Raw genomic sequence first — 25,425 nt, forward strand, 5'->3', positions numbered from 1 at the left:
GCAGAATGTTTTAAAAACAAAGGAGGCTTTTGCCTCCTTTGTTTTTAGCTTACTTACTGTATTTACTGAGGGAGAGGTTGTAGGCCTTTTACAATATCAAGGTATTCAGAACCGTTTAACCAAAAAGATTTTTTCAAAAAAAGTGTCGTCATAATACTTTCGGCTGCTTCGCTATCTGGATTTTCACAAAATAATCCGTAGCTTTCACCTAAAACCGCATCATTTTCAATTAGGCGAATATAGTAAGCATGTTGCTCATTTGCATAACCTAAAACCGCATCACGTTGATTTTTCATTTCGCATGTCTCCATACCAAAAACTGAATTTAACCAGAATGTTAAGTGTTCAGAATCTCATTTGATAAAAATCAAAAAAACAGTCAGCGATAACGACTATTTCGAAATAGGTTTTGATTTTCTTCAAATTGCCATTTTGGTTAAAACATCCCTGTTAAAAGCAAAATGGATTAAAATCTGATCATGAGATTTATTGTTATGCAAAAAAAATATTTCGTCAACTTGAAAATGTAACTTTTTCAAGTTACATTGTTTGTGTAGGATTTGAACAGTGGAATGGAGGCAATATGCCAAAGAAAAAAGAGTTCGAGCATGGCGGTGTACGAGAAAATGCCGGACGTAAAGCACAGTTCAATGAACCCACCAAAGTCATTCGTGTTCCCGAGTCTCAAGTTAACTTTATCAAAAATTGGTTACTGAATAATGTCAAAACCAATAACTTGACTGACTTTAACTCAAAACTTAATGTCCAACAGGTCCACCCGAATAACGATAAAATTTACCACATTCCTTTGGCAACTGAACGTGTTGCGGCAGGTTTTCCTTCACCTGCACAAGATGATATTGAGCAAGCACTCGATTTAAATGAATATTTAATTAGAAATGAAAATGCCACGTTTATTGTCAAAGCCAACTCTTTGTCAATGTTAGATGCTGGAATTGATATTAATGATCCGCTTATTGTGGATCGTAGCATTTCCGCTAAATCGGGTGATATTGTGATTGCACTCATCGATAATGATTTCACTGTGAAGCGCTTAATGATTGATAGTCAATTTCATCCACCTAAAGTTTGGCTAAAAGCAGAAAATCCTGATTATCAGAATATTTATATTGAAGAGGGGCAAGAACTGGTTATTTGGGGAGTCGTGACTTATAACCTCAAACGAATGAGATAATTTTTCTTATATTTTATTATTCAAGTTACTGACCCGAAAAGTGAGTCAGTAACTTTTTGCTGAATGACTTTTAAATTTGTCCAATCAATAAACATGTTGCGATAACAACCATCAAACCACCTGAAAAACGGCCGACTAATTGTGCTGCTTGTGGTCTGGTTTTCAAAATAGCCTCTGAACCATAACCCACCATTAAGTAAATTATCGCGCAGCTAATCATGTGGACAACACCAAAGGCAAGAATTTGTGTTGTTACTGACCATGAAGCAGTAGTATCAATAAACTGAGGAAGCAGGGCTAAAAAGAGTAAAAAAACTTTCGGGTTTAATCCACTCACGTAAACGCCTTTGGTTGCCCAGCTCAACCATGACTGAGCTTTTTCAGAACCAGATTCGTTCGGAGTAGGAGGGGTAAGTAATAAGTTTATTCCCATCCATAACAAATAAGCAGAACCCGCAACAGTAAGAATCATTAGAGCAGTTGGATTATTTGCTACAAGCAGACCAACACCAGCTGCTACCAATAAAATCGTAATAAAGTGTCCAAATAGCATACCTGCGACGGCGGGTACGACGACTTTGCCTTTAATCCCTGCTGAAATGGCATAGGCCCAGTCTGCCCCTGGCGTAATAATAAAAAGAATGGAGACACTCCAAAATGCAATAAAAATGTTAAAAGCCATATGCTTATCTCAGCAAATTATTTTCCAAAGGTTTCGCTCGTGGTTTAGAAAAAATCCCTATTTATTCGAGCTTGTTGAAAATAATATGCTCATGTATTTAGAATGTGCTTTTAAATGTTTGCTCATATCACACTCATTTGGGGTAAATTTTTCTAAATGGATCGCACAGATAAAAAGATTCTTGCTGAATTGCAATTGAATGGCCGATTATCTATTACTGAATTGGCAGAAAAAGTCGGTTTGAGCATTTCACCTTGTCACAGACGAGTGAAGGCTTTAGAAGAGTCAGGAGCTATCAAAGGTTATCGGGCAGAGCTCGACCCAAACTTAGTTGGATTTGAATTTTCAGCGATTGTTTTTATTACGCTTAAAGAAGGTGATAAACAGGCGGTTGAGAAGTTTGAAAATGCTGTGATTGATATTCCACAAATTATTCAGGCGCAGCGCTTATTTGGTGAGCCAGACTATTTGCTGCATGTGGTGGCTAAAGATTTACCTGCTTTCCAGCGTTTGTACGATGAAAAATTATCTGCTATTCCCAGTGTGCAACGACTCATCTCAACCATTGTGATGAAAGATGTGGTGCCTGAACGTTTATTTCCGATTGGCTAAGAATCCTCAGATATAAAAAAGAAGCTTTAAAGCTTCTTTTTTAGTTTTAAGAATACTTAAGCATCGAGTGTTTTACACAAAGAACAGATCGTACCGTTATGTTTATGAGAGAACATAATATCTGGACGTTCATAACCTTGCTCACATACGCGGCAGTGATAAACGGTTGCTACAGGAGTACCTTCAGCATCATAACGTGGTTCTTTAATACCGTCATCGTGTGACTTGATGTAGTATTTTCCTTTGGTTAATAAGCCCATGATTGGTGTTAATACAAAAGCAAGCACAAGTGCGATAAGCGGTGAGTAAGGTGCCAAGAAACTACCGAGTAAGCCGAAGAATGCTGCAATCGATAAGCCTGCTGATACAAGGAATGCAACCATACCGACAGGGTTTACGTTGTATAGCATGTCACGACGATATTCCGGCTCTTTAGGTGAAAGTTTTAAAACATATTTGTTGATTGAAATGTCTGTTGCAACAACTACAACCCATGCAATTGCAAAGTTTGAATAGAATCCTAAGATTTTACCCAGTACCGCAAACATATTGCCTTCCATCAAAGCAAGTGCAATTGCCAAGTTCACCATCACAAACACAATACGACCAGGATAATGTTTGCTTATACGTGTGTAGGCACTTGTCCATGCAAGGGAACCAGAGTAAGCATTGGTCACATTAATTTTAATTTGAGAAATAACCACCAAAATCACTGCAAGTGTTAAAGCAGCCCAACCCGGAAGCATGTCATGAAACGCCGCATTAAACTGTTGAACAGGTTCAGTACTGTTTACGCCCGGTATTTTAGTAAGTAAATAGAAACCTAAAAATGCCCCAATAATTTGTTTAATTGCCCCTAAAATCACCCAACCTGGACCTGCTGAAATAACCGCAGCCCACCATGCTTTGCTATTTTCTTTTGTTTTAGCAGGCATGAAACGTAAGTAATCAATTTGCTCACCAATTTGCATAATTAGGGATAAGCATATACCCGCACCCAGCATGATTGCAGCCATGTCTACAGTTGCAAAACCTTCGTTACCTGTGAAAGTTGCAAACTGGCTGACTAAGGTAGGTTCTTGATAAATCAGATAGGCCACAGGACCAATCATCAGCACGAGCCAAAGCGGGGTAGTCCAGACTTGTAATTTACTTAAGGCTTTCATGCCGTAAATCACCAGCGGTATGACCATAACTGTTGAGATGAGGTAACCTGCCCAAAGCGGAATGCCTAAACCGAGCAATAACCCTTGCGCCATGATTGAACCTTCAAGGGCAAAGAAAATAAAGGTAAAACTGGCGAAAATGATACTGGTCAGGACCGAACCGATATAACCAAAACCTGCACCGCGGGTAATCAAGTCAAGATCGATGTTATAGCGCGCTGCGTAGTAGGCTAAAGGAATGCCGGTTAAGAAGATAATAATCGCTGCAAATAAAATGGAGAAAACAGCATTGGTTGTTCCGTAAGACATACCAATACTGGCGCCAATAGAAAAGTCAGCAAGATAGGCAATACCACCAAGAGCAGTAATAGCGACAACTTTGGGACTCCAGCGCCGAAAGCTGTGTGGAGCATAACGTAAAGTATAATCTTCTAAGGTTTCATTCACTGCTTTTTGTGAATCTGTACCTTGCACAGTGTCCAGATTTGGATGTTCAGATACACTCATAACATCAATCTCCCAATCATTTTCGGTCAATCAACACAAATATTGATCATTGTTTTTTGATGGTTTTGAGTGTGTGATTTTTGGGAAAAATTGAAAATACGTTATTTTGCGTATATGTGCGTATTTGAGAAAATCGCCATGATAAATGACTTTTGGCATAAGGATTGCTGGGTTTAATGCAGCCACATCCGAAACATGAGTGTTATGCCAGATTCTTCACGCCCCCAACAAGCGCCACAACGTGTGATCAAAACACGCCGTGAATATAATATTTGGGTGGCAGATGAAAGTATCGAAGATTATGCGCTCCGCTATGCACCTACCTCAGTAAGAAAATGGTCACCTTGGACTGTTACCAATACCGCAATTTCAACAGTCAGCTTTTTGGCGATGGAAGCCATTGGGGCGACCATGCTTTGGCAGTATGGCTTTAGCAATGCAGTCTGGGCAGCAATTGTCGTATGTACCATTATATTTTTAACCAGTTGGCCGATTAGTTACTACGCCGCAAAATATAATGTAGATGTTGATCTGCTTACTCGTGGTGCAGGTTTTGGCTACATTGGCTCGACCATTACATCTCTAATTTATGCCAGCTTTACCTTTATTTTGCTTGCCTTTGAAGCCGCAATTATGGCAATGGCACTTGAGCTTGCTTTAGGCATTCCGCAAGTTATTGGTTATTTAATTTCTGCCTTAGTGATTTTGCCTTTAGTGGTCAAAGGCATTGGTTTTATTAATAAAGTTCAGGCAATCACACAACCAATCTGGCTTTTATTGCTGTTATTACCATGGTTTTTTGTACTTTGGAAGCAGCCACAAATTTTAAGTAGTAGCCTGCATTTTGTTGGTGCGGTTTCAAACTCGACCGATTTTAATCTGTATTACTTTGGTGCGGCGTGCACTCTTATTTTTTCATTTGTGATCCAAATTGGTGAGCAGGCCGATTATTTACGTTTCTTACCGCAAAAAGAAAAGAACAGAACTGCATGGCGTTTTGCCGTTTTTTTAGGTGGTCCATCTTGGATTATTTTTGGTTTTCTAAAAGTTTTGATGGGCATGCTGCTGATGGTGTTGGCTTTTCAGCTGTTTATTCCTGTCTCTGAACTAGACAATCCGACTTATCTGTATTGGGTCGCCTATCAACAGTTTATTCCAAACCCTCAGCTTGCTTTAATATTGACTCTAGCACTGGTTTGCTTGGCACAAATTAAAATTAATATGACCAATGCCTACGCTGGCTCTTTAGCTTGGTCAAACTTTTTTGCTCGTTTAACTCATAGCCATCCGGGACGAATTGTCTGGCTTCTTTTTAACGTGTTTATTGCCATTGTTTTGATGGAAATGGGAATTAGCCATGCGGTTGAACGCATTTTGGGACTATATAGCAATATTGCTTTGGCATGGATTGGCGCCGTTGTTGCCGATTTAATTATCTGTAAGCCTTTAGGTCTAAGCCCGAAAGGAATTGAATTTCGCCGTGCTTATTTATATGACATTAATCCCGTAGGCGTGGGCGCCTTACTGATTGCTTCAGTGTTATCGATGCTGAGCTATTTGGGTTTTTTCGGATTGATGGCAAAAGGATTGGCGAGTTTCATTGCTCTAGGGAGCGCGGTGTTATGTGTTCCTGTTATTGCTTACCTAACTAAAGGCAAATATTACATTGCACGCCAACCTGAAAAAATTCAGGCGACTTCGGTTGCTAACTGTGTTGTGTGTGAACGGGACTATGAACTTGCCGATATGGCGGGTTGCCCAGCCTATAACGGTACGATTTGCTCTCTATGCTGTTCACTTGAAGCACGCTGTCACGATTTATGTAAACCCGATGCACGTTGGTCAGTACAACTCAAAAAAGCTATTTGGCACTATTTACCAGAACGTTGGGCGAGCCGTTTAAATAGCAGGGTCAGTTTGTATTTATTGTTGACTCTAGGGCTGTCTATTGTTTTGGCAGTGAGTTTAAGTCTGGTTTATATCCAAGAAAAAACCTATTTAGAAACCATTAATGCCGCAGCCGTTCCTCAGTTATTTACACTGTTTGTCAAAATTTACACCATTTTATTTTTATTAATGAGCGTTGCTGCATGGTGGTTAGTGTTAAACGATGAAAGCCGTCGTAATGCCGAAATCGAAACGCATCAGCAAACAGCATTATTGATTGATGAAATTGCTGCCCATGAAGTCACTTCAAAAGATCTGCAAGATGCCAGAATTTCAGCAGAGCGAGCAAATGATGCAAAAAGCCGTTATGTCATTGGCATTAGTCACGAACTAAGAACACCTCTAAATAGTATTTTAGGTTATAGTCAATTACTTCAAAAACAAGAGCAGCTTTCAGAACAAGGCAAAATGGCGCTTGGGGTGATTAGCCGTAGTGGGCAGCATTTGACTTCATTGATTGATGGTTTACTAGATTTAGCACGCATTGAAACAGGCAAGATTTCTTTAAATGTAGTGGACGTTCATTTCCCAAATTTTATTGAACAGATTATTCAAATGTTCCAGCCGCAGTTTAAACAGAAGAATTTACAGTTTGTTTATGAAATTGGAGATAACCTGCCGCACTATGTCCGTACCGACAAAAAACGCTTAGAGCAAGTGCTCATCAATTTGCTGGGCAATGCTTTAAAGTTTACGTCAAGCGGTACAATTACTTTAAAAGTTGAGTACCGTTTTCAAACGGCTTATTTTGAAATTAGAGATACGGGCTGTGGTATTGTCGAGGCAGATTTAGAGCGAATCTTTAACCCGTTTGAACGGGGTAGCAATGTAGTGCAAGGCGGATTTACCGGAACAGGACTCGGGCTACCCATTGTAAAATTATTGGTCGATTTACTCGGTGGACAGCTATCTGTGAGTAGTCAGCTCAATCTGGGTTCACAATTTAAGATTAAGTTTTACTTACCTTCAAAAGAAGTAGTTCATCCAATTTCAAATGTTTACTCCAACCAAATTACAGGCTATCAAGGCGAACGAAAACGAATTTTGGTTGTTGATAATGAAGCGGTGGACCGAGGTCTAGTCGCTAATTTTCTCAAACCTTTGGGATTTATGATTGAAGAAGCCGAATCGGGCATTGACTGTTTAAGACGAGTACCTATTTTTCAACCTAACCTGATTTTGATGGATTTAAATATGCCTTTGATGGGCGGGTGGGAAACAGCACGATTATTGCGTCAGAATAATATTACCAATGTGCCGATCTTAATTATTTCAGCCAATGCAGGCGAGCGCGAAGTCAATCCACAAGATGCGGTCTTAAGTGAAGACTTTATGCTAAAACCAATCGATCTCAATTTGTTGCTGAGTAAAATTGGAGATAAATTGGGCTTGGTGTGGATTGATTCCAAATCAGAGACACTCCTTGAAAATAAAGAAGTTCAAGCACTCGATTTAAATATATATAAGCAAGAGCAAGCTGCTGTTCATACACCAATTCAACAACCAGAAAATAATGATCTGCTTGATTTACCGCAAAGCTTGCAACAGTTAAATGATTTAATTGGACAGGGTTATATTCGAGGAATTCAACAGACTTTAATGCAATGCCGTCAAAATTTTCCGGAGCATAATGAGTTATGGGAACAGCTTGAACAGGCTATTCAAAAGTTTGATTTAAAACACGCGCAACGATTAATTCAGGATAAGTAATGAGTACGCAACATGTTTCTTTTCAGCAAGCTTCGCCAAATGAGCAAGCTGTTATTCTGATTGTGGATGATGTGCCAGAAAATCTAGGCTTGTTACATGAAAGTCTGGATCAGGCAGGTTATCGCGTGCTTGTCACAACTGATGGGTTAAGTGCAATTGAAATTGCCCACCGCTGCTTACCGGATATGATTTTGCTTGATGGCAATATGCCACATATGGACGGTTTTGAAAGTTGTATACAGCTTAAAGCGAGCCCAATTACACAGTTTATTCCCGTCATTTTTATGACAGGTTTGTCTGAGACAGAGCATATTGTGCGTGGTTTTCAGGTCGGTGGGGTGGACTATGTAACCAAACCTTTGAATATTGAAGAAGTATTAGCAAGAGTAAAAACACATTTGGCACATGCCAAACTATTGCAGCAACAAAAACAGGTGATTGATGCAACGGAAACAGCAATTCTTGCACTAGATGTTCACGGTAAAATTGTTTGGAAAACTCAAAAAGCCAATGATTTACTGAATCAATATTTACCTGAATTAGAAGGTTTTGAAGCAGGCTTAAAAGCTTGGTTTTCAGATTTGGAACATGAAAAAGACCCAAAAAAATTAACCAGCTGTTCTTATTCGACACCATCTCAGCAATTACAGCTTTTATTGCTCACGCCGTGGGAAAGTGAGCCAAGTGTGGCAAAAAATTATCTGATACAAATCAAGACTTCTACGCCAGCTTTAGAAATGGCTGATATTTTGAAATATTGCCCACAGTTGACTCAACGTGAGGCAGAAGTCATGCATTGGTTGTTGTTAGGAAAAACCAATAAAGATATTGCAGAAATTTTGGAGCTTAGTCCACGGACCGTAAACAAACATTTAGAGCATATTTTTGAAAAACTTTGCGTTGAAAACCGAACTGCTGCTGTGGCGCACATTAATAGTCTGGTGCAAGAGTTTCACTAATTTAATTGACGATTGTATTTAAAAAGCATACAGACTCACTGCTAAAAATAGTCTATTTTTTTACACTTAAATTTGTTCTTATAGATAAAGATATATAAAGTCATTTTTAAATAAATTTGAGCCATAATACGAGGAATTCATTGTGAATATTCAACAAAAAGATGATGCAAAACACGGCAGCTTTAGCTTACTTGATGGTGAAACCGTTGCGGGTGAAATGACTTATACATGGGCAGGCGAAGGCATGCTGATTATTGACGCTACAGATGTAAATGAAAATTATCGGGGACAAGGCGTAGGTCGCCAATTACTTGATGCTTTGGTAGCTTTTGTTCGTGAAAAAGACGTAAAAGTAATTCCGCTTTGCCCATATGCAAAATCGGTTTTTGATAAAGACCCAAGCATTGGTGATGTACTTAGAAAATAAGCAATAAATTGAAAATCATTTAATAAAAATCGGGCGTTGGTGTCCGATTTTTTATTGGTTTTATTACTCATCTTTGTTTTAGTGAATATGTTTTAAGCAGTTGTATCCAACTGATTTGAAGATTTTCGATTGCCAGATCGAATTTATCAAACTTATAGAAAAGCTTATCTAATAAAAATAGTTTTAGACCAATTGGGAAAAAAATAAACTCGTTACACAAATATTTAATGGCTGACGAAAGCTAAATATTTATAACGTTTTAATATTATTTTTTGGAATTTTCCTTGAACTGGCAGTATATCCATAGTGTGTTGCCGCAATTTTTCTCTGCAATTTTGACCACGCTGAAAATTTCAATTATCAGCATTATTTTGGCAATTATTGTAGGGCTAATTTGCAGCATTTTAATCACATATCGCGTGCGGGTGCTAAATAGAATTGCCCAGTTCTATATTGAGTTATCTCGAAATACCCCTTTATTAATTCAACTGTTCTTTTTGTATTACGGTTTGCCAAAGCTTGGCATCAAAATCGATGGTTTCGCCTGTGGTGTGATCGGACTGACCTTCTTAGGTGGGAGCTATATGGCCGAAGCTTTCCGAGCAGGTTTGCAATCTGTTGCAAAAGGGCAGATTGATTCTGCAAAAAGTATTGGTTTGCAACCGACTCAAATTTTTAGATATGTCATTTTTCCTCAAGCACTTGCCATTTCAATTCCGGCAATAGGGGCAAATTGTCTATTTCTGATTAAAGAAAGTTCTGTAGTTAGTGCCATTGCTGTTGTTGAACTGCTTTTTGTCACCAAAGACTTAATTGGCATGGACTATAAAACCACAGAAGCTTTGTTTTTACTCATCATGGCTTATCTCATTATTTTATTGCCCGTGTCTATTTTAACCAGCTATCTGGAGCACAGAAGTCGGAAGGTGAGCCATGGAACTTGATTATCTATTTCAAGCGAGTCACCTCGAACGTTTAATGTGGGGACTTTGGGCAACTGCAAAAATTGCATTTATTTCAGTGTTTTTCTCTGCAATTTTTGGCACAGTTTTCGGCGTCATTATGACTTCTAAAAACATAGTCGTTAAATCGCTGTGCCGCCTGTATCTAGAAGCGATCCGAATCATTCCAATTTTAGTTTTGCTGTTTGTGTTTTATTTCGGCTTTGCGACATGGTTTAACTGGCAGTTTTCCGCAATGTGGGTCTGCATTGTTGTGTTTGTTTTATGGGGTACAGCAGAAATGGGCGATTTGGTTCGTGCAGCCATTACTTCAATTGACCAACATCAACGCGATTCGGCCTATGCGCTCGGACTAACTCATGTTCAAGCTTTGATCTATGTCATTTTTCCGCAAAGTCTAAAACGAGTAACACCAGGCGCGATTAACTTATTTACCCGAATGGTGAAAACCAGCTCTTTGGCAGTCCTGATTGGTGTGGTTGAGGTCATTAAAGTTGGCCAGCAAATTATTGAAAATTCGCTGTTGACCGTGCCGAGCGCTTCTCTTTGGATTTATGGCTTTATTTTTATTTTGTATTTTCTGATTTGCTATCCCTTATCTCGTTTGGCGGCACATTTAGAAAAGGTCTGGGAGTAATTATGCCTTTGTTATCGATACAACAATTACAGAAATCATTTGCACAAAGTCATATTTTACAGGGCATTGATCTGGATGTAGAACAAGGAGAAGTGGTTGTTATTTTAGGTCCATCGGGCTGTGGGAAAAGTACCTTATTGCGCTGTATTAACGGCTTAGAACCGATTCAGGGTGGTGAAATTCGTTTAACTGGCTCAGGTATACTCGGTAAAGATGTGGACTGGACTAACGCTCGTCAAAAAATTGGCATGGTTTTTCAGAACTATGAGCTGTTTGGGCATATGAACGTCATTGACAACATCTTGCTCGGACCACTCAAAGTACAAAAACGTCACCGTGATGAAGCTGAACAAGTAGCAGATGAATTGCTAAAGCGAGTCGGGCTATATGAGCGAAAGCTCGATTATCCACGCCAACTTTCAGGTGGACAAAAACAACGTATCGCTATTGTTCGTTCACTGGTCATGCAACCTAAAGTCATCTTGCTTGATGAAATCACTGCTGCGCTTGACCCAGAAATGGTTAGGGAAGTGCTTGATGTAGTCCTTAAATTGGCGAATGAAGGAATGACCATGTTGATTGTGACACATGAGATGTCCTTTGCCCGCAAGGTTGCTGACCGCATTATTTTTATGGATAAGGGCAAGATTATTGAACAGGCTTCACCAGAAGAATTTTTTGAACAGCCGAAAACAGAACGAGCGAAAGCCTTTCTAAATATTTTGTCGTACTAAATTTTTATTATTTGAATCATGAGGAAGTGAATGTTTAAACGTAATTCAATAAAAATATTAAGCAGTCTTGCCGTTGCTGGGGTGTTGTTAACTGCATGTAGTAAAACGCCATCAACTGAACAGGCAAGTAATGCTCAAGAAGACCATTCTTTAGAACAAGTCAAAAAAAATGGGGTTCTACGCGTTGCTGTTTTTGCCGATGATCCGCCGTTTGGTTATGTAGATAGTGCGGGGAATAATCAGGGCTTCGATGTAGCTCTAGCAAAACGGGTGACTAAAGATTTGCTTGGTGATGAAAAGAAAGTTGAGTTTATTGTGACTGAAGCTTCAAATCGGGTGGAGTTTTTAAAATCAAATCGTGCCGATGTGGTATTCGCGACATTTACAGTAACCCCTGAACGTAAGGAAGTTGTAGATTTTGCTGAGCCTTATTTAAAAGGGGCTTTTGGGATTGTCTCGCCTAAAGCCAAGCCGATTACTAACATTGCTCAATTAGAAGGTAAAACCTTAATCGTAAATAAAGGCACAAGTTCGGATACTTACTTTACCAAGCATTATCCGAAAGTGAATTTACTCAAGTTTGAAAGAAACTCGGATGCCTTCAAAGCTTTAACCGACGGTCGTGGTGACGCAATTTCACAAGATAGTACGTATGCTTTGGCATGGGCCGCGAAGAACCCAAGTTATGTTGCGGGTATTCAGTCTATTGGTGATCAAGAGTTTATTGCACCGGCAGTTAAAAAGGGCAATACCCAACTATTGAATTGGCTCAATACTGAAATCAAGCAGCTCAGAACAAGCGGTGAAATTAAGAAAATTTATGATGAAACCTTGAAACCAATTTACGGTGACTCGGTTAATCCGAATGTGTTTTTAGACGTAGGCCAATAATTTTCGATATCGCTAGAGCAGTGCCTAAAAGTAGGCGCTGTGATTCTAAATAAGACTTTTACAAGAACGATAGGGTGAAATAATGACAACATTAACATTTCAAAACGTGAAGCATATTTTGGCTGCATCTTTACTGAGTTTGGGTTTGGTTGCATGTGATAAAGGAACTCAGTCTACTGAAAAATCGGCCGATACCACACAAACTACGTCAAGTATTGAACAGATCAAAAAGAATGGTGTGGTACGAATTGGCGTATTTAGTGATAAACCGCCGTTTGGATATTTAGATGCTCAAGGTAAAAACCAAGGCTTTGATGTAGAGATTGCCAAGCATGTCGCTAAAGATCTACTCGGTGATGAAAACAAAGTTGAGTTCGTTTTAACTGAAGCAGCTAACCGTGTCGAATATTTAAAAGCCAATAAAGTAGATATTATTTTTGCAAACTTTACTGTTACCCCAGAACGTAAAGAGGTGGTCGATTTTGCTAAGCCTTACCTAAAAGTGGCGCTCGGTGTGGTTTCTCCTAAAAGCCAACCAATTACCGATGTGGCTCAACTTAAAGATAAAACCTTGCTGGTAAACAAAGGTACAACGGCTGATTCATTCTTCACCAAGACTCATCCTGAGATTAAACTACAAAAGTATGAGCAAAACACTGAAACTTTTGATGCTTTAAAAGATGGTCGTGGTGCTGCGCTTGCACATGATAACTTGCTGGTTTTAGCTTGGGCCAAAGAAAATCCAAATTACACTGTTGGCATTACTAATTTAGGTGAGCAGGACTTAATTGCACCAGCAGTGAAAAAAGGCGATAAAGAGTTACTGGGCTGGTTGAACCAAGACTTAGAGAAACTGGCAAAAGAAGGTGTGATTCATCAGGCTTATGAAAAAACGTTAAAACCAGTTTATGGCGATACGATTAATCCAAAAGATCTATTGGTTGAGTAATTCTAACAAAGAGGACTCTAGATAGGATTTGCTCGAGCTAGGAGTCGACTAGATTTTTAAAGTCGGCTCTGCTGCTAATTTATCTGCCAAATATTGAATCAATACACTCAATTTAGGTGGGACATGCCGTGTCGGTGGGTAGAGTAACCACAGCCCACCGCTATAATAGGTCTTAAAATACCAATCTGGTAAAACCTGAACTAAGGTACCTTGTTGTAGAGCATGGCGTGCAACGAAGTACGGCAAGCTCGCAATACCTAAATGCTGTAATGCAGCACTCAAACGCACACCCGTATGGTTTGCTGCATAACGGCCACGCACAGCCACACTGATCGATTTATTTCCTTGTTGAAATTTCCACTTTGAGTCACTGGCTTGTTCGCCCAAGTAAATACATTCATGCTGCTTTAAATCATGAGGATGGTTCGGTGTACCGTGCTTGGACAAATATTCAGGTGTAGCACAAACCAAGTGATCAATATCAATCAGCTTTCGACCCATAAGGCCACCTGGTGGTTGCTCTGTAATTCGAAGTGCTAAATCTACTCCATCATCAATCAGGTCTACATAGCGATCTTCTAAAAGCATTTGTATATCAATTTTCGGGTAGCGTTCTAAAAACTCGGGTAAATGCGGATGAATCATAAAATGTCCCACAGCTTTCGGAACACTCATACGAATAATACCTTCGGGTTCGACATGAAATTGGCCCGAACTTTCCATGACTGCTTGTGCAGCATTCACCATATCTAAACAACGTTGATAAACCTGTTGTCCGCTTTCACTTAAGCGAAGTTTCCGCGTAGTTCGATACAGTAAGCGGGTGCCTAAAGCACGTTCTAATCGATCAATCGCGCGGCTCACAGCAGAAGGTGTTGTACCAAGCTGGCGTGCAGTTTCAGAAAAGCTTTCCGACTCGACAACCTTAACGAAAGTCGCCATTTCATTTAACAGAACCAGACTTTGATTTGTGCTCATGAGGCAAAAGTTATTTGGATTTTGATTGGATTATCGCGTCTAAAAAATCGCAATACAATCTTTTAAGTGATTTTCAGGAAACTAAATTGTTATGTGGCAGTTGTATGGACATGAGTTTTTAACGCTAGCTCTTATTCACTTTATGGCGGTGATTTTACCAGGACCAGATTTTGTGATTACGGTAAGGCAAAGTGTACGTTATGGCTATTTAATTGGATGTCTGACTGCAATTGGTATTGGTGTCGGGATTTCAGTACATGTGTTTTATACACTCGTTGGTATTGGCTTTTTGATTCAGCAAAGTGAATGGCTCATGTCACTGATCAGAACAGCAGGGGCAGCTTACTTAGTGTATTTAGGATGGCAGTGTTTACGTAGCCAGCCAAATACTAATATTGAGATAAATGGCCAAGCAGACGGTGATACGCCGAGTTTATTTAAAGCGTTTACCATGGGTTTTCTCACCAATGCATTAAACCCAAAAGCCACTATCTTTTTTCTGGCAATCTTTACGACGATTGTAAGTACGGCCACACCAATGAAAGTTCAGGTTTTTTATGGTGTGTGGATGTGTATGGTCAATGCCATTTGGTTTATGGTGGTGAGTGTACTGTTTGCACAGCCTATCGTACGTAAAAGATTTTTGGAGTTTGGGGTTTATTTTGAGAGGGTAATGGGATTGTTGTTGATTGGAATTGCATTGAGATTGATTTGGGGATTGTTTAATTAAGTTGGTTTTATTTATAAGTGGATGGGGTGGCGCGACGGAGTCTTACCGTTTATACGTCATAATAAAGTAGCTAATTCTGTTACTTTTTTTGGAAAAAGTAACCAAAAAACTTTGTCATCTACAGAACCTGTTTACTGTTTTCATCTATCAGGAAATGTTGCAAAAACATTATTTTTATAAATTATGGGCAGGCTGTAGATGACTCTTAGCACGAGCCGAAGGCTAATTCAGAAATCGAATTTAAAATAACAAGACTCCGCAGTGATAACTACTTTGAGTTGTCCGAACTATTGATGACTCTTAATTCGAGCTAAAATCATCTGCAACCTGCGTGGTATTAAATAGTTTATGTTTCTGCGATATATCGATTAGATATAAGAAGAGGACAGGTTTTGCAGATGAAAATGCTTTTGCTTACTTTGGGCGAAACCAAAGTAAGTCTAGCCGAAGGCTAATTCAGAAATCGAATTTAAAATAATAAGACTCCACTGTAATAGCTACTTTGACTTGTTACTTCATATATAACTTTTGAGCTCAAGTAGTTTTAATAAATAATCCATAAAAAAGACCGCCCAAAAGCAGTCTTTTCTCAAAAAAATAAATTTAACTAGTACGCCTATTACGCGTCAGTTGATGTAACACCGACACCAATAAATCAATTTCTTCAGTCGTATTATAAAAAGCCAAAGACGGACGCACGGTCTGTTCCACACCAAAACGGCGTAAAATTGGCTGTGCACAATGGTGCCCGGAACGTACGGCAATGCCATGTTGATTTAAAGCTTTACCGACTTGTTCAGTTGAATAGCCTTGTAAGGTAAAGGACATAACACTGGCTTTATGATGTGCGGTTCCGATCAGACGTAAACCAGACACACTGCTCAGTGCATTTTGACCATATTCGAGTAGATCATGTTCATAGCGAGCAATGTTATGAATGCCTAGACTTTCGACATATTCAAGTGCAGCACCTAAACCAACAGCATCGGCAATGTTCCCAGTACCAGCTTCAAACTTGTTTGGTGCAGGTTGGTAAACCACTTGTTCGAAGGTTACATCCTGAATCATGTTACCGCCGCCTTCCCAAACAGGCATACTTTCTAGCAACTCTGGTTTTGCATAGACCGCCCCAATTCCCGTTGGCCCAAACACTTTATGTCCAGAAAACACAAAAAAGTCTGCATCAAGAGCTTGTACATCAGTGGGTATATGAGAAACAGATTGAGCACCGTCAACTAAAACGCGTACACCTTTGGCATGGGCAATTTTAATGACTTCAGCAACAGGTGTGACTGTACCCAAAGCATTTGAAACTTGAGTAATCGACAGCAGTTTGGTGCGCTCATTAATCAGTTTTGGCAATTCTTCTAAAATAATTTGCCCAGTGTCATCCACAGGAATGACTCGTAATTTCGCTCCAGTTTTTTTAGTGAGTTGATACCAAGGCACAATATTGGCATGGTGTTCTAAGTGAGAAACGATAATTTCATCACCTTCACCAATATTTTGCTCACCCCATGTTTTTGCAATCAGATTAATGCCTTCGGTTGTTCCTCGAACAAAGATAATTTCTTTAGAAGAGGGTGCACCAATAAATCGGGCCACTACATTTCTTGCATGCTCATAGGCATCGGTTGCACGAGCCGCTAATTCATGGGCAGCACGGTGAATATTTGAGTTTTCATGCTGATAAAAATAAGCAATCCGATCAATCACGCGCTGCGGTTTTTGTGTAGTAGCTGCATTATCAAACCAGACCAAAGGTCGACCATTGACGCGTTCCTGTAAAATTGGGAAATCGCGACGTATGGCATGCACATCGAGTGGTTGAGCACTGCTTGCTACAAAAGTGGGTTGCGATGGTTGATAGTGACTATAACTTTGTCCACTTTGAGGCAAGTCTAAAAAATAAAATGCAGAGCTTGCCGAACTTTGGGTGGGCGTGTTTGTTGCAAAACGATCTTCCGTCAGCAATGATTTCAGCTGGTCACCATGTGGCAACTGAAAAGACTGTGCAACTGAATAATTATCTTCAACACCTTTAACAGACGGTTCTGCTGTATTGGGAGCAGAAAAATCATTTAAAAAATAATAAGGTGATTCACCTGCACCAGTGGGTAAGTTTGGTTCAATGCGTGGCACATTGGGTTCACTATGAGCAGCTTGTGGCAAATGTGGCTCAAATGGTGGGCGCGGCAAATTAGCTCCACCAATCACAGGCGCAGACGCTACAATTCGACGTTCAGGGTAGTCTGGCAAATTTGGAATATGCTCAGGATATTCCGGATTGAGACTTTTCTGAAAGGCGATATTGGGCGCACGACCACTGAGTGCAGAAAATGGTTCACCCGGTTGTGGTGGGTGCGGTGGCGCTCCGATAGGTAAGTCCAAGTTAAGGCCCGATGGAGAAGCTGAACTGCTTGAACTTGGTAATGCTGAAAAAAACTCATTAGCAAGTCGAGCAATGGTGGACTCATCAGGGAAGTTGGCTGGTGGGTTAACACCAGTCACTTCAGGCCCCGTTGGACTACCTTGCAGATTACTTGTAGTTAACTGGGTAGTCATGATATTTGTCCACCTCCACATCATCTAACACTGCCAAAGCATCGTCTGTTAATACTGCAAGTGAGCAATATAACGAGATTAGATACGACGCAATCGCGTTACGGTTAATCCCCATAAAACGTACTGAAAGCCCTGGTGACTGTTCACCAGCAAGACCCGGCTGGAACAAACCAACAATCCCTTGACGCTTTTCACCAACACGAAGCAGCAAGATTTTAGTTTTGCCATCTTCTACAGGAATTTTATTAGATGGAATGAGTGGAATTCCGCGCCATGTAATGAATTGCGAACCAAATAAGCTAACCGTTGGAGGTGGTACACCACGGCGTGTACATTCACGTCCAAATGCTGCAATCGCATCAGGATGCGCTAAGAAAAACCCCGGTTCTTTCCAGACTTTACGTAATAAGTCATCAAGATCATCTGGAGTAGGTGGGCCATTTAAAGTCGAAATACGTTGGTCATCTGTCACACTTGCCAGTAAACCGTATTCAGGATTATTGATGAGCTCACTTTCTTGACGTTCTTTAATGGTTTCAATGGTTAAGCGAAGTTGTTCTTTAATTTGGTCATGTGGGCTACTATAAAGGTCGGCTACACGTGTATGCACATCTAAAACTGTAGATACACCATTTAAAAAGTATTCGCGTGGCTCAGGGTCATAATCAACAAAAGTTTGTGGCAAAGTGGCTTCATCACGTTGTGTGCAAGCCACTTGAATATCATCGGTATTATTTACACGGTTTAGGCGATAAATACCTGCTTCAACAGGAATCCACTGAAGTAAGTGAGTCAACCAGCGGGGAGTAATTGTAGAAAGCTGGGGAGCTGTCTTGGTTGCATTGGCCAATTGACGGGCCGCATGGTCCCCAAGTGCAAGTTGGGCTTTGTCTGTATTTTTCGCCATGAATCATTTTTCCTTATTACATTGGCTTTTTGAAAATAAAAATTCTAGGATGCATATAAACTAGAATTAGTTCTGGTTTTAAAATTAAAATCGCGTTATAAATTTTTTAAATACTGAGCTTATTAATGAGTTATCTATTTTCTAAATAAAAATATATTTAAACTAGAAATAAGCATTTTATTAATCTGCACGTTCTTTGTTTATTTATCTCCTTATCTATTTATTTCACATCTATAGTTTTTAACCGGCTATATGATTTTTTTGATAAGACTCATTAGGAGACTGTAAAATCTGACTACCTGCTGCCACACTATGGGTTAGCCAAACATTTCCCCCAATAATTGACCCTCGACCAATGGTAATACGGCCTAAAATGGTTGCACCTGCATAGATCACGACGTCATCTTCAACAATTGGATGGCGTGTATAGTCTTTTTTCAAAGCGCCATCATCATTGGTTTCAAAGCGTTTTGCTCCAAGAGTCACTGCTTGATAAATACGAACACGTTCCCCAATGACACTAGTTTCACCAATCACTACACCCGTACCATGATCGATGAAGAATCCTTTGCCAATTTGCGCACCCGGATGAATATCAATACCCGTTGCAGAGTGAGCCAACTCGGAAATAATGCGAGACAATAAAGGCACTTGGGCATAGAGTTGATGCGCAATTCGGTGATAAATGATCGCAAATATGCCCGGATAGCAGAGTAATACTTCATCTACACTATGTGCTGCTGGATCACCTTCATAAGCAGCACGCACATCGCCGTCTAAAAGACGTCGTATAGAGGGCAAGGTGTTGGCAAAATCCTGCACAATTGTTTGAGCAAATTCTTGTGGCTGCTGCACTGGGCTTGAATGACCCAAATGACGTTTTGCTTCATAATTTAAAGCCAGTTGTACTTGAGCATGTAAAGCTGTTAGTACCCGATTTAAAGTATAGGCAATATAAGAATCTTCAGTTTCCTGACGTAAGTCGGCAGGGCCTAAACGCATTGGAAATAAAATCCCGCACAGGTCATCTAAAATGGCCTTTAAAGCTTCTTTAGATGGAAGTTCACGACCCCCAAATTCTTTGGTTCTATGCTGCTGCTGACGCCAGTCATGCCTTGCTTGTTGTAAACCTTGTACAACCGCATTAATGTTCCATTGAGTCACAAGCTTTCCTTGATTCACTGAAAATTGATTGAAGTATTAGTCTTGTTGCCAAGGAAGTTGGTGGATGCGCCAGCCATTTTTCTGATTACGCTGTTGCTGTTCATTTAGATCACCTTCAAAGCCTTCAAGAACGTTATAAATGTGCTCAAAACCTGCATTAAATGCGGCTTCTGCTGCCTGTGCTGAACGGTTGCCACTACGGCATAACAAAAGAATGGTTTTGTCTTTACCAACTTTTGATTCGAGTTCTTTTAAAAAGCGTGGATTACGGTTAAACGATGTGCCTGTTGCCCAAGCGACATGAACACTTTCAGGGACATAACCTACAAATTTACGTTCTTCATTAGTACGTACATCAACTAAAACGGCTTCTCCTTGTTGTACGAGTTGCCATGCATCAACAGGTGATAAACTGCCACTAAAATTTAGTTCGTGTTCTTGTGCATATTGCTGTGCTTTATAAAGAATTTCTTCGGCTGAAAAGGATGTATTTGAACCATTTGAAATAAAACTTTGCGGAGTTTCAGTATTTAATTTAGCGTTCATTGAATATATCCTTATCTTTGATTTAGATTGTTAAGGATCAATTTACGCGTTTTTAAATATAAGCAAAAATAAGGAATATCTATTTATATATATTTTTTTGATAAATAAGAGCGATGAATGTTTTATATAAAATATTATTAGTTAATCTTATAAAGTTATTAAAATAAAATAGATTTAAGAAATTTTATTATTTAGTAAAAAAACGTACAGATTAAAATAATCCGCACGGTTTTTAAAATTAAGCAAATCCACCATTTACTCGAATGACTTGTGAATTTACCCAACGTCCATCTGGGCCAGCTAGCATGGCAACTACACTGGCAATTTCTTCAGGTGTTCCGATTCTTTCCAAGGGAGCGAGTTTTGCAATTGCTGCCACTTGCTCATCAGTTTTTCCATTGTAAAAAAGGTCAGTACCTGTCGGGCCGGGTGCAACAGCATTTACTGTAATATTTCGGCCGCGTAACTCATTTGCTAACACATGTACCAAACCTTCTACACCTGCTTTTGAAGCAATATAGGGACCATACGCTGGAAAAGATTTAGCAATTACACTGGTTGAAAGCGCAATAATCCGGCCACCATCTGGAACTGTTTCGGCCGCATGCGCCAATATTAAAAACGCACCACGTAAATTGGTATGAATTACTTTATCGAAATCTGGCAGACCTTCAGGTGTAATTTTTGCCATAGGCATAATACCGGCACTATGAACTACCACGTCTAATTGACCGTTAATGGCTTTAGCTTCTTGAAACAAACGACTCACCTCATGTTCATTTGCAACGTCTGCTTGAATAGCAGAGGCTTGACCACCTTGCTCAATAATATGATCTACAGTTGCTTGGGCATGAACCTTATTGCCAGCATAGTTAACAATGACATAAAAGCCATCTTGAGCTAAACGCTCAGCAATAGCGCGACCAATACCGCGTGAAGCACCAGTAACCAGAGCTGTTTTTCTTGAAATATTCATTTTTAGATTGCCTGTTTGAGTAAGTATGGCTTATTTTAATAATATAGAAATATGGGATAAATCATCAGAATTGGATAAGATAATTCCATATAAATTAATAATGGGTAGGGTTAAAAGATAGCACCATGGATAAATTTGATACCTTGCAACTTTTTACCCGCATCGTAGAGCTGGGTAGTTTTAGTCAGGCAGCCGATCAGCTGAATATCCCACGTGCTACAGCAAGTAATGCCATTAAGGAGTTAGAAAATAATTTACATTGCCGTTTGCTAGAGCGGACGACTCGGCATGTAAGACCATCACTAGATGGGCAGGCATTTTATGAGCGTTGTACACAAATATTATCGGAACTCGATGATGCCGAATCATCTTTACGCAATGTAATTGCTCAGCCCCGTGGTTTATTACGTGTCGATTTATCAGGCGCACATGCAACTAAAATTGTTTTACCCAATATCGATCAATTTCACGCGTTGTACCCCGACATTGAACTCGTAATTAGTACAGGCGATCGTTTAGTTGATCTGATTCGGGAAGGGATAGACTGTGTGGTGAGAGCGGGGCGTTTGGATGATTCCACTTTAATTGCTAGACATTTGGTCGATATGCCGCAAGTGATTTGTGCAAGTCCTGACTATTTAAATAAACATGGAACACCACAGCAACCAGAAGATTTATTATCACATTATTGTGTTAATTTCTTTTCGACATCAGGCGGGCGAAATTATCCATTTGAATTGATGGTGAATGGCAAAAAACAAGATTATTTTTTAAAAAGCTGGATAGCGGTAAATGACGCTGAAAACTATGTATTATCTGCTTTACGTGGGGCAGGCTTAATTCAAGTACCGCGCTATCATGTGGCGAATGAATTAAAAGACGGGCAACTGGTTGAGGTCTTATCTGAGTGGGAAATCCCGAAGATGTCAGTTTCTGCTTTATATCCGCAGCATCGGCAGCTCTCGCCACGCGTACGAGTTTTTGTCGCTTGGCTGAGTGAGTTATATACGAGTTATTTTGCCAACTTTGAATACCCGCAAAAATGAAATATCTTGCGGGTAAGTCAAAAACTGAATGATATTTTTAAGACTGATTCTGTAATTTATCTTGCGTCTTGGTCTCAAAATCGCTGGCATCATGGCGTTCATGCAACTGTGTAGCTAAATCACCAAAGGTACGGTTGACCATACGACCACGTTGTACCGCAGGGCGCGCTAAAATTGTATCTGCCCAACGTTGAACATTTTTATATTGATCGACACCTAAAAACTCCGCGCCGTTATACACCCAGTTTTTAACAAGACCGCCATACCAAGGGAACGCTGCAATATCAGCGATGCTATATTCAGAACCAGCCAAATATTCATGCTTTGCTAGATGCTGATCTAATACATCAAGTAAGCGTTTTGTTTCCAAGGCAAAGCGGTTAATTGCATATTCAATTTTGACAGGGGCGTAGGCATAAAAATGCCCAAAACCACCACCTAGGTAAGGCGCGCTACCCATTTGCCAGAATAACCAATTAAGGCATTCAGTACGTGCAGTAATATCAGTCGGAATAAACGCTTTAAATTTTTCAGCCAAATAAAGCAAAATTGAACCAGACTCAAACACTCTTAATGGCGGGGTTTGGCTATGGTCAACCAATGCTGGAATTTTAGAGTTGGGATTAATTTCTACAAAGCCACTGCCAAATTGCTGTCCTTCACCAATTTTAATCAACCAAGCATCATATTCAGCATCTTGATGTCCTAGCGCTAAAAGCTCTTCTAGCAAAATAGTGACTTTTTGACCATTAGGCGTTGCTAAAGAATAGAGCTGGAGCGGATGTTTCCCTATCGGAAGTGTATGCTCGTAACGCGCACCTGAAGTAGGTTGGTTTAAATCGGTTTTCTCTCCAGTCCATTACCAAACTTGTGGAGGAATATAGTTTGAATCACTCATTTTTTATCTCATGTTTGGTGTAAATATAAGGATTTATTTATGTCGCAAGGCAAGCCATTTCTGTATGGTCGGTCTTTGCCATTGCTGTAATGCATAGTTTTTTAAACGTTCTGGTACAGCATCACTATTTTGAATAAGGCGTTGCAGCATTAATGCAAGTTCAGCATCCACAATGCTCCATGAACCAAAAAGAAATTCGGCATCAGACGCAAGAAGTTTTTCTGCAACAAAGAAAAGTTTCTCCGCAGCTTTTAGACCTTCTTCTGAAAGTGGAGTGGACTTGGGCTGAATAAAAATAACATCGGTTGGTCGTTCAGTTCTTAGTGCAACTAAGTCCGATCGGAGCCATGCCTGAATTTGTCTTGCTCTTGCGCGTGCTTGAATATCTTTTGGATAAATAGATGTGTTTGGATAAAGTTCTTCAAGATATTCCAAAATGGCAGAAGATTCTGATAAGGCAAAATCATTATGCTCAAGTACAGGTACTTTGGCAGTTAATGACTTTGTTACATAAGATTTTTCAAACTGGCCTTGCTGGCCTAAGTTGATGGTCACTATTTCAAATGGAATTTGTTTTTCATGTAGCCCTACAAAAACTGTAAACGCATAGGGACTTAGAAATTGTGAATCTGTGTACAGCTTAAAATGTTCATTATTCATTGTTATTGTCCATGTCATAAAACAATCGGATCTAGTCTAAGTGAGCTGATCCAAGATTGGGTAGCTTTTTTGTGGAAAAGCTTTATCGGTTTTTGAATTAAGCCATTTCAGTGTTCAACGTTAGGGCTTAATGTGCTGAAAATGTTGACGAACAATACTAAGCCACGCCTGTACCGCTGGTGAGACAGGAAGATTCTTTTTCCAAGCCATCACTAAGTGCCATTGAATATTTGGTTTCTCAAGTGGCACTGCTGCAAATAAAGTCGGGTCAAGCATGTCCGTATAATATTGAGGAAGAAGCGCGATTCCCATACGTTGTAGCACCATGTCTGCCAAAAGGTGCCATTGGCTGGTACGGCAAGCAATGGTTGGGTAAAAACCATGCTGCTTACAGGCATCGAGAATAATACTGTTCAAAGAAAAATTTTCAGGAAACATTAAAAATGATTGGTGTTGTAGCTCTTCTAGATTTATTTTTTTGCGGGTTGCCCAAGTGGCATCACGGCGTAAAAGTACCATTAAAGGGTAGTTACATAGCTCAATGCTATTAAAGATTTGCTCATCAAAAGGCTGCAATAAAACGCCAACGTCCAACTCATTGTTAAGCAAAGCTTGCTCAATACCGCGTGAACCAACCTCCATAAAAGCCAATTCAATATCTGGTAATTGCTGATGATAATCAAACAGGGCAGTCGTCAGAAGCTGCGAACCTAAAGGCGGAACGCCAAGTTTTAAAGTTCCTGTTTTTAATTGTTGGTAGTTTTCAATTTCAAGAAAGATGTTCTGTTCTGCCTGAAGAAGCTCGATTGCATGTTGATAAATGCGCTCTCCAATTTCAGTTAACTCGATTTGTCTTTTTCGTCCATGATCGGGTTTAACCAAAAGCTGTACCTGAAGCTGCTCTTCAAGCTGCTGTAATATTTTACTAATGGTGGGCTGAGTCAGATACAACTCTTCAGCAGTACGGGTAAAACTTTTAGTTTTTACCAGCGTAACAAAGCACTGTAATGATTTTAGAGAAAGCATAATAAAGAATAAATTATTCCATTTTAGAATAATATTAACATAAATAATTCATATTTAGCAGGTCTAACCAAGCTAGCATAATAGTGTAGTTAACCATCTAATTTCGCAAAATGAGTACTGAATCTGCTTCTGGAACACCCAAACAGCCTTCACTTTTAGTTTTAGTTAAACAAATTTTGATTTTGGCTGGATTTTGGTGGGTCGGATATCTATTACATCAAAAACTTGGTGTACCTGTCTCGGCAGGCATTTTAGGTATGTTTTTATTGCTTTTATGCCTGTTCTTTAAAATTATCAAAATGGATCAGGTGGCAATGGGAGCAACTGTGGTTTTAGGTGAGCTATTACTGTTTTTTGTGCCTGTTGTAGTTGCCGTTGTTCAATATAAAACCTTGTTTATGACCGAAGGGTGGCAAATTGTCTTGAGCATTGCGGTTGGGACCATTTCAGTCATGCTCAGTACCTGCCTCACGATTCACTATTACAATTGTTTGAAAGCTTATTTACAGGCTAGAAAACGTCTTCAACATAAGCATATCTAAAGAGCAAAC

General features: G+C 39.7%; 24 protein-coding genes and 3 pseudogenes. 14 read left to right on the top strand and 13 right to left on the bottom strand.

Features of this window, described 5'->3' with window-relative positions; all coding sequences use genetic code 11:
* Positions 1–62 precede the first annotated feature (62 nt).
* Complete coding sequence (locus tag J580_RS05745) at positions 63–296, bottom strand: hypothetical protein (RefSeq protein WP_002114518.1); 234 nt, start codon at positions 294–296, stop codon at positions 63–65.
* A 287-nt stretch (positions 297–583) separates the two neighbouring features.
* Here J580_RS05745 and J580_RS05750 point away from each other — a divergent pair, with 287 nt between their 5' ends.
* On the top strand, positions 584–1,195 hold the full coding sequence (locus J580_RS05750; RefSeq protein WP_032003407.1) for a LexA family protein: 612 nt from the start codon (positions 584–586) through the stop codon (positions 1,193–1,195).
* A gap of 70 nt (positions 1,196–1,265) precedes the next feature.
* Here J580_RS05750 and J580_RS05755 read toward each other — a convergent pair whose 3' ends face one another.
* On the bottom strand, positions 1,266–1,877 hold the full coding sequence (locus tag J580_RS05755; RefSeq protein ID WP_000885232.1) for a LysE family translocator: 612 nt from the start codon (positions 1,875–1,877) through the stop codon (positions 1,266–1,268).
* Positions 1,878–2,033: 156 nt separating this feature from the next.
* On the opposite strand from J580_RS05755, the gene J580_RS05760 reads away from it, so the two are divergent.
* Positions 2,034–2,489, top strand: coding sequence for an Lrp/AsnC family transcriptional regulator (locus J580_RS05760; protein ID WP_000376211.1), 456 nt, complete (start codon positions 2,034–2,036; stop codon positions 2,487–2,489).
* Positions 2,490–2,545: 56 nt separating this feature from the next.
* Here the strand turns inward: J580_RS05760 and J580_RS05765 are convergent, their stop codons facing one another.
* On the bottom strand, positions 2,546–4,162 hold the full coding sequence (locus tag J580_RS05765) for a purine-cytosine permease family protein (protein WP_002114289.1): 1,617 nt from the start codon (positions 4,160–4,162) through the stop codon (positions 2,546–2,548).
* A 195-nt stretch (positions 4,163–4,357) separates the two neighbouring features.
* On the opposite strand from J580_RS05765, the gene J580_RS05770 reads away from it, so the two are divergent.
* The 3 genes from J580_RS05770 (at position 4,358) to J580_RS05780 (ending at position 9,205) form a co-directional block, all read left to right on the top strand.
* Positions 4,358–7,819 (top strand): ATP-binding protein, encoded by a 3,462-nt coding sequence (locus J580_RS05770; RefSeq protein WP_032003408.1) that lies wholly within the window; start codon positions 4,358–4,360, stop codon positions 7,817–7,819.
* Positions 7,819–8,778, top strand: coding sequence for a response regulator transcription factor (locus J580_RS05775; protein ID WP_002114366.1), 960 nt, complete (start codon positions 7,819–7,821; stop codon positions 8,776–8,778). Before J580_RS05770 ends, J580_RS05775 begins: the two co-directional genes overlap by 1 nt.
* A 142-nt stretch (positions 8,779–8,920) precedes the next feature.
* Positions 8,921–9,205, top strand: a complete 285-nt coding sequence (locus J580_RS05780) for a GNAT family N-acetyltransferase (RefSeq protein ID WP_005069864.1) — start codon at positions 8,921–8,923, stop codon at positions 9,203–9,205.
* Positions 9,206–9,314: 109 nt separating this feature from the next.
* Here the strand turns inward: J580_RS05780 and J580_RS22880 are convergent.
* Positions 9,315–9,425, bottom strand: a pseudogene (locus J580_RS22880) (hypothetical protein); the annotation flags it as partial.
* A 64-nt stretch (positions 9,426–9,489) separates the two neighbouring features.
* On the opposite strand from J580_RS22880, the gene J580_RS05785 reads away from it, so the two are divergent.
* The 5 genes from J580_RS05785 (at position 9,490) to J580_RS05805 (ending at position 13,378) form a co-directional block, all read left to right on the top strand.
* Positions 9,490–10,149: an amino acid ABC transporter permease gene (locus J580_RS05785; RefSeq protein WP_032003409.1), complete on the top strand. Its 660-nt coding sequence runs from the start codon at positions 9,490–9,492 to the stop codon at positions 10,147–10,149.
* Complete coding sequence (locus tag J580_RS05790; protein ID WP_005076530.1) at positions 10,139–10,804, top strand: amino acid ABC transporter permease; 666 nt, start codon at positions 10,139–10,141, stop codon at positions 10,802–10,804. The genes J580_RS05785 and J580_RS05790 overlap by 11 nt, the downstream gene beginning before the upstream one ends.
* Positions 10,805–10,806: 2 nt before the next feature.
* Positions 10,807–11,538, top strand: a complete 732-nt coding sequence (locus J580_RS05795) for an amino acid ABC transporter ATP-binding protein (protein WP_032003410.1) — start codon at positions 10,807–10,809, stop codon at positions 11,536–11,538.
* 30 nt (positions 11,539–11,568) lie between these two features.
* Positions 11,569–12,429, top strand: coding sequence for a transporter substrate-binding domain-containing protein (locus J580_RS05800; RefSeq protein ID WP_021510695.1), 861 nt, complete (start codon positions 11,569–11,571; stop codon positions 12,427–12,429).
* Positions 12,430–12,511: 82 nt separating this feature from the next.
* Positions 12,512–13,378: a cysteine ABC transporter substrate-binding protein gene (locus J580_RS05805; protein ID WP_032003411.1), complete on the top strand. Its 867-nt coding sequence runs from the start codon at positions 12,512–12,514 to the stop codon at positions 13,376–13,378.
* A 48-nt stretch (positions 13,379–13,426) separates the two neighbouring features.
* Here the strand turns inward: J580_RS05805 and J580_RS05810 are convergent, their stop codons facing one another.
* On the bottom strand, positions 13,427–14,356 hold the full coding sequence (locus J580_RS05810) for a LysR family transcriptional regulator (protein ID WP_032003412.1): 930 nt from the start codon (positions 14,354–14,356) through the stop codon (positions 13,427–13,429).
* 91 nt (positions 14,357–14,447) lie between these two features.
* On the opposite strand from J580_RS05810, the gene J580_RS05815 reads away from it, so the two are divergent.
* Positions 14,448–15,086 (top strand): LysE family translocator, encoded by a 639-nt coding sequence (locus J580_RS05815; protein WP_032003413.1) that lies wholly within the window; start codon positions 14,448–14,450, stop codon positions 15,084–15,086.
* An 88-nt stretch (positions 15,087–15,174) separates the two neighbouring features.
* Positions 15,175–15,295, top strand: a pseudogene (locus J580_RS23765) (hypothetical protein).
* Between the two features lie 394 nt (positions 15,296–15,689).
* Here the strand turns inward: J580_RS23765 and J580_RS05820 are convergent.
* The 5 genes from J580_RS05820 to J580_RS05840 all read right to left on the bottom strand — a co-directional run bounded on the left by J580_RS05820 (position 15,690) and on the right by J580_RS05840 (position 21,244).
* A complete protein-coding gene (locus tag J580_RS05820; RefSeq protein WP_032003414.1) occupies positions 15,690–17,651 on the bottom strand; it encodes a family 2A encapsulin nanocompartment cargo protein cysteine desulfurase in 1,962 nt (653 codons plus the stop codon).
* Positions 17,626–18,558: a family 2A encapsulin nanocompartment shell protein gene (locus tag J580_RS05825; protein ID WP_001107594.1), complete on the bottom strand. Its 933-nt coding sequence runs from the start codon at positions 18,556–18,558 to the stop codon at positions 17,626–17,628. The genes J580_RS05820 and J580_RS05825 overlap by 26 nt, the downstream gene beginning before the upstream one ends.
* Before the next feature lie 240 nt (positions 18,559–18,798).
* The gene (gene epsC, locus J580_RS05830; protein ID WP_081403544.1) at positions 18,799–19,740 is read right to left on the bottom strand and encodes a serine O-acetyltransferase EpsC; all 942 of its coding nucleotides are present in this window, start codon (positions 19,738–19,740) and stop codon (positions 18,799–18,801) included.
* Positions 19,741–19,758: 18 nt separating this feature from the next.
* A complete protein-coding gene (locus J580_RS05835) occupies positions 19,759–20,268 on the bottom strand; it encodes a rhodanese-like domain-containing protein (protein ID WP_032003417.1) in 510 nt (169 codons plus the stop codon).
* Between the two features lie 238 nt (positions 20,269–20,506).
* The gene (locus J580_RS05840; protein WP_032003418.1) at positions 20,507–21,244 is read right to left on the bottom strand and encodes an SDR family oxidoreductase; all 738 of its coding nucleotides are present in this window, start codon (positions 21,242–21,244) and stop codon (positions 20,507–20,509) included.
* A 125-nt stretch (positions 21,245–21,369) separates the two neighbouring features.
* Between J580_RS05840 and J580_RS05845 the strand changes: the two genes are divergently transcribed.
* A complete protein-coding gene (locus tag J580_RS05845) occupies positions 21,370–22,290 on the top strand; it encodes a LysR family transcriptional regulator (protein WP_032003419.1) in 921 nt (306 codons plus the stop codon).
* 37 nt (positions 22,291–22,327) lie between these two features.
* Here J580_RS05845 and yghU read toward each other — a convergent pair.
* The 3 genes and pseudogenes from yghU to J580_RS05860 all read right to left on the bottom strand — a co-directional run bounded on the left by yghU (position 22,328) and on the right by J580_RS05860 (position 24,874).
* Positions 22,328–23,188, bottom strand: a pseudogene (gene yghU, locus J580_RS05850) (glutathione-dependent disulfide-bond oxidoreductase).
* 33 nt (positions 23,189–23,221) lie between these two features.
* The gene (gene yfcF, locus J580_RS05855) at positions 23,222–23,848 is read right to left on the bottom strand and encodes a glutathione transferase (RefSeq protein WP_032003420.1); all 627 of its coding nucleotides are present in this window, start codon (positions 23,846–23,848) and stop codon (positions 23,222–23,224) included.
* Positions 23,849–23,968: 120 nt separating this feature from the next.
* Positions 23,969–24,874, bottom strand: a complete 906-nt coding sequence (locus tag J580_RS05860) for a LysR family transcriptional regulator (RefSeq protein ID WP_032003421.1) — start codon at positions 24,872–24,874, stop codon at positions 23,969–23,971.
* Positions 24,875–24,984: 110 nt separating this feature from the next.
* Here J580_RS05860 and J580_RS05865 point away from each other — a divergent pair, with 110 nt between their 5' ends.
* A complete protein-coding gene (locus J580_RS05865) occupies positions 24,985–25,416 on the top strand; it encodes a CidA/LrgA family protein (protein WP_032003422.1) in 432 nt (143 codons plus the stop codon).
* Positions 25,417–25,425: the final 9 nt, after the last annotated feature.

Origin of the sequence: Acinetobacter sp. 1542444 (assembly GCF_000581835.1) — a bacterium.
Taxonomy (GTDB): Bacteria; Pseudomonadota; Gammaproteobacteria; order Pseudomonadales; family Moraxellaceae; genus Acinetobacter; species Acinetobacter pittii.